A 4133-nucleotide genomic window follows, 5' to 3' on the forward strand; every position below is an offset into this window, starting at 1 on the left:
AGGACGGACATGCCAGCTACACCAAAAGGCGGGGGAAACCCCGCCTTTCTTCGTGTCGGAAGGTGGTCCCTTTTTCATTGATGCCCTACTGGAAAGCTGCTAATGTCAAGCTGATATGGCCGCGGCGCCGCTAGTGGGGCCGCGGCAGGAGAGGCGTGTGCAGCAGCAGGAAAGAATTGCCAAGCTGATCAACTGGTTCGTGAAGGCCGCGGTGAGGCATGCCGAGGCCATCGAAGCCATGGACGAAGAGGGGGCCATGGTGCAGGTCCACGAACTGGATAGATTCTACGCCGCAATAAAACGGGAGCGGGGAGTAGAGCTGTTCCTTACGCTTCTAGAGAGTGACGACGCCGCCGTGGCCGGCATGGCAGCAGTCTACGCCATGCGCCAGGCACCTAACCGCTGCGCCTACACCCTTGCCAAGATCGCCAAGCTTCCCGGGCTGATGGGATTCAGGGCCCAGGTCGCTCTGGAACGGTGGGAATCGGGCGAGTGGCCCAATGAGTAAGCCGAGCCCCTTCGAACAAGGACCGCACCCAGGTCGTACGACCGGCGGGGCAGGGGCGAATTTCATAGCACAGAATCACTGCAGTTCATCACAAGGAGGTAGCAAGTGTCCGAGTTTAACAACGTTACGGTAGTCAAAGAAGCAAACGTCTATTTCGATGGCGGCGTCACCAGCCGCACCGTCATCTTCGCCGATGGATCCAAGAAGACCCTCGGTATCATGCTCCCTGGCGAGTACGGCTTCAACACCGGCGCCGCCGAACTGATGGAGATCCTCTCCGGCGACCTGACCGTCCAGCTTCCCGGCTCCAGCGAGTGGGTTGCGGTCAAGGGAGGCGAGGCCTTCGAAGTGCCCGAGAACTCCAGCTTCAAGCTGAAGGTCACCGCAATCACCGACTACTGCTGCTCGTTCCTGTAACCGCCTCAAGGCCGTGTCACACCAAGAAGCTTAGCCGCAAAGGCTGCATCTCCTTGCCCGGTCTTTACCCAGACGTTCCCTCCCCTTCAAGGGGAGGGACAGGGTGAGGATGGGGTAAATGATTCGCAGGTGAAATGGAAGTGAAGGAACTATCCGCAAGCCAACCACAGATTGTCGGGCGTTTCGCCCCGTCACCCACCGGTCCCCTCCACGTCGGCTCCCTGGTCGCCGCTCTCGGCAGTTATCTGATGGCAAAGAGCGCGGGAGGCAACTGGCTGCTGCGCATGGAGGACCTCGACCAGCCCCGCGTCATCCCCGGCATTGCCGACGACATGCTCTCCACCCTGGATCTGCTCGGTTTCGAGTGGGACGGGGAGGTGGTTTACCAGAGCAGGCGTAGCGAGTATTATCTCGCTGCCGCCGGCGCGCTCCTCGAGCGAGGTCTTGCCTACGGCTGCGGCTGCACCAGGAGCGAGATCGCGCAGATAGCGTCGGCGCCACACCAGGACATCACCGTCTATCCTGGCATCTGCCGGAACGGGCTTGCCCCCGGCAAGGTGGAGCGGGCGCTCAGGGTGAAGGTGTGCGACGAGGTGATCACCTTCGAAGACGGCATCATGGGGCGCTACACCCAGCAACTCACCTCCGCCTGTGGCGACTTCGTGATCCAGCGGGCCGACGGCCCCTTCGCCTATCACCTCGCGGTGGTGGTGGACGACGCCGCGGCCGGTGTCAACCAGGTGGTAAGAGGCTCGGACCTTTTAAGCTCTACCCCCCGACAGATGTACCTGCAGCGCATCTTCGAGTACACCGTGCCTGTCTACTACCACCTGCCGCTGGTGACCGGGGAGGGGGGAGCCAAGCTGAGCAAGCGCGACAACGCCGTCTCCCTCAAGGCCGGCCGCGATCTCGAGAAAGAAGGGGGCACTCTGCTCCTTGCCGCGCTCCGCTTCCTCGGTCAGCAGCCGCCGTCTGAACTTACGGGTGCATCCCCACGTGAGATACTTCAGTGGGCACTCCCCAGCTTCGACCCCACCGCCGTCCCCAGCAATGCTGGACCTTTCGAACAGCCGCACTCCCAAAAATAAGAAAAGCCACCGTACTTGGTGGCCTTCCAAAATTTCCGAAAAATGATTGCGGTCGTCACCCGCATCGATACCCTCGCCCCTTTAGGGGAGAGGGTGGCCGAAGGCCGGGTGAGGGATGTCCCGATGTGCCGAGACCGCCGCCCTCATTGCTTTTCCTGTTTACCCCTCATCCAAGAACGGCGGTGCCGTCGTCGCAGGAGCGGTCACCGGCGGAGTACCCTCCCTCCGTTCCAGTCCCTCCTTAATCTGCCTATTGGTCCTCCGGCTGATCCCGGTATCCATGTGCCAGTTGCGCACGATGGCGTCGTTGAGGGATTCGCATCCGGCAAGCAGTGCCAGCAACGGCAAAAGGAGTCTAAGGCGTCTCACGCTGCCCCCTTCTTTTTTCCACCTCGCGCCACTTTTCCATCTCCGTCTCGGTTACCGGCTGCCATTGCGGGACCGGAGTGGGGTGCCAGTTCTCGTCGAGCGCCACCATGCTGAACACGCCGCTGGCCGCCCGCCGGGTCGTTCCCTCCATCACGTTTTCCACCTCCACCTCTACCTCCACCTCCATGGAGCTCCGCCCCACGTGAACGATGGTCGCCCGTGAATAGACGACCTCTCCCACATTTATCGGCGTGTGAAAGCAGATCTTTTGCGCACAGGCGGTCACTACCCGCTTGCGCGAGTACCGCCAGCAGGCGACACCGGCCGTCTTGTCCATGATGCTCATGATCACGCCGCCGAAGATATTGCCATAGCTGTTGGTGTCTTTGGGAAGTAGCGTTTCGATCAGTTCAGCGGTGCGGTTCTCCATCATCTTCCTCCTCGCCGAGCGAAGCGGCGATTATCTTTTTCAGGCGCGCCGCGCTGGCGCGCTCCATAGGTCTTCCCGTTATGCTGCTTATCGTGCGGTTTCTCTTCTGCTCCACCGGATAGACCGAGCACTCTATCTCGACCCCGTCATCATCCAGGTAGATGTGGGTGTAGTCGGTGATCACGCCACCCTTCCTTATGGGGACCGTTTCCGTCTCGAAGGGAATGCCGTGCGCCTTCAGCAGGGCCTCCACCTCCTCCACCCCCTCAGCGAACAGATGGATGTCGATGTCGCTTCGTTCGGTGACCGCGCCCGAGAGGACCGAGCCGACCAGGTAAGGGGAGAAATCGCTGAAAAGCTCCAGGTAACGCAGCGCCGTCATCCGCAGCTTCAAGAGCCGCTCCGGGAGCAGGTCCTCCTCAGTCGACGCGATCAGCCTGGCGAGTTCCTCGTGGATTTCGGCGTTAGAGGGGAGGTGGGAGCCGAGAGAAAGCGCCTTTTCCGGGCCGAACCTCTTGGCGGCCTTGCGCTTAGCATCCCGGTATTCCCTGACCCCGTCCTCATACATCAGCCGGGCCGCCTCGCAGGCGATCATCCCGCGTATCCTGTCCCCGCTTTTCATGAGGCTAGTATACCCCATCCCCTTCATGTCGTGCCATCATACAACCAATCGTGCAAGCACGCCATATCATTACGGCGAGAGCACGTCCTCGTCAACAAAATGAAAAAAATGGTTGACTGCCAAAGCCTACTTTGCTATAAACAGGATCTCCATTGAGCGGGAATAACTCAGTGGTAGAGTGCAACCTTGCCAAGGTTGAAGTCGCGGGTTCGAACCCCGTTTCCCGCTCCAAATAACTAAACGGAATCCTTGAGGATTCTTTATAAATGACCCCGACTTTCACCAAAGCTTTCACTAAGAGAGCTTTAATGGAAGTGCGGGGTTTTCTGCGTGATACTCCGCTGCATTGACGACCTGGAGAAAGGAAGCAGGGATCACCGTTGTCGTCCCAGGATGCCCCAGGAAGTTAGGCCGCCGTTGTCGCTTGGATTCCAGGAAATCCCGCCCGTAGTACTCCAGGATGTTCCAGGCGTCTTCCTCCACCCCATCGATATAATCCCCGTAGACTTCATACACCATCTTCTTGGAACCGTGCCCCATGAGGCGCACCAGCTTGTTCATGTCGATCCCAAGAGCCAGCGACCACGCCGCAAAGGTGTGTCTGAGAGAGTAGGGGACCTTGTCGGTGATACCGCTTGCCCTTTGCGCCTTCTCCCATACGTCTTTGCGGAAGTTGGCGGGGTGAAAGACGGTGCCACT

The 4133-nt window shown here is 59.8% G+C and carries 7 protein-coding genes and 1 tRNA gene; 4 read left to right on the top strand and 4 right to left on the bottom strand.

Features of this window, described 5'->3' with window-relative positions; translation table 11 throughout:
* Positions 1–157 precede the first annotated feature (157 nt).
* From VJ604_RS18635 to gluQRS, 3 genes are all read left to right on the top strand, one after another.
* Complete coding sequence (locus VJ604_RS18635) at positions 158–508, top strand: hypothetical protein (protein ID WP_324085099.1); 351 nt, start codon at positions 158–160, stop codon at positions 506–508.
* Positions 509–613: 105 nt separating this feature from the next.
* A complete protein-coding gene (gene ppnP / locus VJ604_RS18640; protein ID WP_324085101.1) occupies positions 614–925 on the top strand; it encodes a pyrimidine/purine nucleoside phosphorylase in 312 nt (103 codons plus the stop codon).
* A gap of 140 nt (positions 926–1065) precedes the next feature.
* Complete coding sequence (gene gluQRS / locus VJ604_RS18645) at positions 1066–2013, top strand: tRNA glutamyl-Q(34) synthetase GluQRS (protein ID WP_324085103.1); 948 nt, start codon at positions 1066–1068, stop codon at positions 2011–2013.
* A 159-nt stretch (positions 2014–2172) separates the two neighbouring features.
* On the opposite strand, the gene VJ604_RS18650 is transcribed toward gluQRS, so the two are convergent.
* From VJ604_RS18650 to VJ604_RS18660, 3 genes are read right to left on the bottom strand one after another with little or no spacing between them, the layout of a single operon-like run.
* Positions 2173–2382 (bottom strand): hypothetical protein, encoded by a 210-nt coding sequence (locus VJ604_RS18650; protein WP_324085105.1) that lies wholly within the window; start codon positions 2380–2382, stop codon positions 2173–2175.
* The gene (locus tag VJ604_RS18655; RefSeq protein WP_324085106.1) at positions 2369–2812 is read right to left on the bottom strand and encodes an acyl-CoA thioesterase; all 444 of its coding nucleotides are present in this window, start codon (positions 2810–2812) and stop codon (positions 2369–2371) included. Before VJ604_RS18655 ends, VJ604_RS18650 begins: the two co-directional genes overlap by 14 nt.
* Positions 2793–3434, bottom strand: a complete 642-nt coding sequence (locus VJ604_RS18660) for a nucleotidyltransferase domain-containing protein (protein WP_324085109.1) — start codon at positions 3432–3434, stop codon at positions 2793–2795. The genes VJ604_RS18655 and VJ604_RS18660 overlap by 20 nt, the downstream gene beginning before the upstream one ends.
* A gap of 156 nt (positions 3435–3590) precedes the next feature.
* On the opposite strand from VJ604_RS18660, the gene VJ604_RS18665 reads away from it, so the two are divergent.
* A tRNA-Gly gene (locus VJ604_RS18665) sits at positions 3591–3665 on the top strand.
* Between the two features lie 63 nt (positions 3666–3728).
* Here VJ604_RS18665 and VJ604_RS18670 read toward each other — a convergent pair.
* Positions 3729–4133: tyrosine-type recombinase/integrase (locus VJ604_RS18670; RefSeq protein WP_324085110.1), on the bottom strand; the 405-nt coding region annotated here is incomplete at its 5' end.

Origin of the sequence: Geomonas sp. (assembly GCF_035254065.1) — a bacterium.
Classification (GTDB): domain Bacteria; phylum Desulfobacterota; class Desulfuromonadia; order Geobacterales; family Geobacteraceae; genus Geomonas.